The following is a 2281-nucleotide window of genomic DNA, read 5'->3' as shown; positions in this document are numbered from 1 at the left end:
ACGAGCTGAATGCCTATATCGACCACAGCCGCGATATGACCTTCTCTTATGCAGCCGTAAAACAGCTGGAAGGCAAATATCTGGTTCAAAACCGCGTTACCCGCCAAATTTATGAAACGCCGCAGTTTTTATACATTTTGGTGGCCATGTGTCTCTTCAGCAAATATCCGAAAGAGACCCGTTTGGATTACGTCAAACGCTTTTACGACGCCGTTTCCACATTCAAAGTATCGCTGCCTACACCTATCATGAGCGGCGTGCGTACGCCTACCCGTCAATTCTCAAGCTGCGTGTTGATTGAATGCGACGACAGCCTCGACTCCATCAACGCCACCACCAGCGCGATTGTGAAATACGTTTCCCAGCGTGCAGGCATCGGCATCAACGCCGGCCGTATCCGCGGTTTGGGCAGCGAAATCCGCGGCGGCGAAGCACAACACACCGGCTGTATCCCATTCTTCAAAATGTTCCAAGCGGCCGTTAAGTCCTGCTCGCAAGGCGGCGTACGCGGCGGCGCGGCAACCTTGTTCTACCCATTGTGGCATATCGAAGCCGAAAGCCTGTTGGTATTGAAAAACAACCGCGGCGTAGAAGACAACCGTATCCGCCAACTGGACTACGGCGTACAAATCAACCGCCTGCTGTACACCCGCTTGATTAAAGGCGGCAATATTACCCTGTTCTCGCCGAATGAAGTTCCGGGTTTGTATGATGCCTTCTTCGCCGACCAAGACGAGTTTGAACGCCTCTACACTCAATACGAGCAAGATCCAAACATCCGCAAACATACTTTGCCGGCAACAGAATTGTTCTCTACCCTGATGCAGGAACGTGCCGGTACCGGTCGTATCTACATCCAAAACGTTGACCACTGCAACACGCACAGCCCATTTGATCCGCGCGTTGCGCCTGTTCATCAGTCCAACTTGTGCATGGAAATCGCCCTGCCGACCAAACCGCTGGACAACATCAACGATGCAGAAGGCGAAATCGCCTTGTGTACCTTATCCGCCTTCAACTTGGGCGCATTGAACAACTTGGACGAACTGGAAGAGCTTGCCGATTTGACCGTACGCGCACTTGATGCCCTGCTGGATTATCAAGACTATCCGGTTGCAGCAGCACGCACCGCAACCATGAACCGCCGCACACTCGGCATCGGCGTAATCAACTACGCCTACTATCTGGCAAAAAACGGCGTACGTTACAGCGACGACTCCGCCCTCGGCCTGACCCACCGCACCTTTGAAGCCATGCAGTATTACCTGCTCAAAGCATCGGTAAACCTTGCCAAAGAATACAGCGCATGCCCGCTCTTCAACCAAACCGTTTATTCGCAAGGCAAACTGCCCATCGACACCTACAAAAAAGACTTGGATGCCGTGTGCAACGAGCCTTTGCACTACGACTGGGAAAGCCTGCGCGCCGACATCGTCAAATACGGCCTGCGCAACTCTACCCTGACCGCACTCATGCCGTCTGAAACCAGCTCGCAAATTGCCAACGCCACTAACGGCATCGAGCCTCCACGTGGCCTGGTCAGCGTTAAAGCATCAAAAGACGGTATTTTGAAACAAGTCGTACCGGAATTTGAAACCCTGAAAGATGCCTACGAAACCCTGTGGCAACTTCCCGGCAACGAAGGCTACCTGAAACTCGTCGGCGTAATGCAAAAATTCGTCGATCAATCGATTTCCGCCAATACCGCCTACGACCCGAACAAATTTGAAGGCAGCAAAGTTTCCATGAAACAAATGCTGAAAGACCTGCTGACCGCCTACAAATACGGCGTCAAAACCCTGTACTACCACAACACCCGAGACGGTGCGGACGATACACAGGCCGATATTCAAGATGACGGCTGCGCTGGTGGGGCTTGTAAGATTTGATAAGGGGGATTTTCAGACGACCTTTAGAGTTTAAAAGGTCGTCTGAAAATGAAATAAAACAAAGGATGGAAGAAAATGTCTAATACTTATTATGATAATCCAGCACAAAGATTATTGAAAATTATTAAAAAAGCTAAAGGAGTTCCATCACTTCGTACTTCAAGAGGCGCGTGGATGGAGATTTTAAATCTAACTAATGATGAAGCTAGTGATCGTAATATTCTATTTTCGATTAGCAAAGTTATAAATTTAATTGAGGAGATTAATAACTATTTCCAAGTAAATGAACCTGACTATATCGAGCATTGTCAGAATTGGATGGGAAACATATTGTTTTTTCTTGGTAAATCGGTAGAACTAGATAGAAAATGGGGTGAGGTCATTTGTTATTT

Annotated in this window: 2 protein-coding genes; both read left to right on the top strand. The window is 48.9% G+C overall.

The window, feature by feature from the left end; translation table 11 throughout:
- The coding region (gene nrdA, locus ACTHUE_RS15980) for a class 1a ribonucleoside-diphosphate reductase subunit alpha (protein ID WP_440402940.1) at positions 1–1889 on the top strand (1889 nt) is incomplete at its 5' end.
- Between the two features lie 75 nt (positions 1890–1964).
- A partial coding sequence (locus ACTHUE_RS15975; RefSeq protein WP_440423971.1) for a hypothetical protein occupies positions 1965–2281 on the top strand: 317 nt, incomplete at its 3' end.

The sequence above is a fragment of the Neisseria sp. P0021.S005 genome (assembly GCF_051956955.1).
The sequence above is the reverse complement of the archived record's forward strand: the minus strand, read 5'-3'. Positions and strand labels throughout refer to the sequence as shown.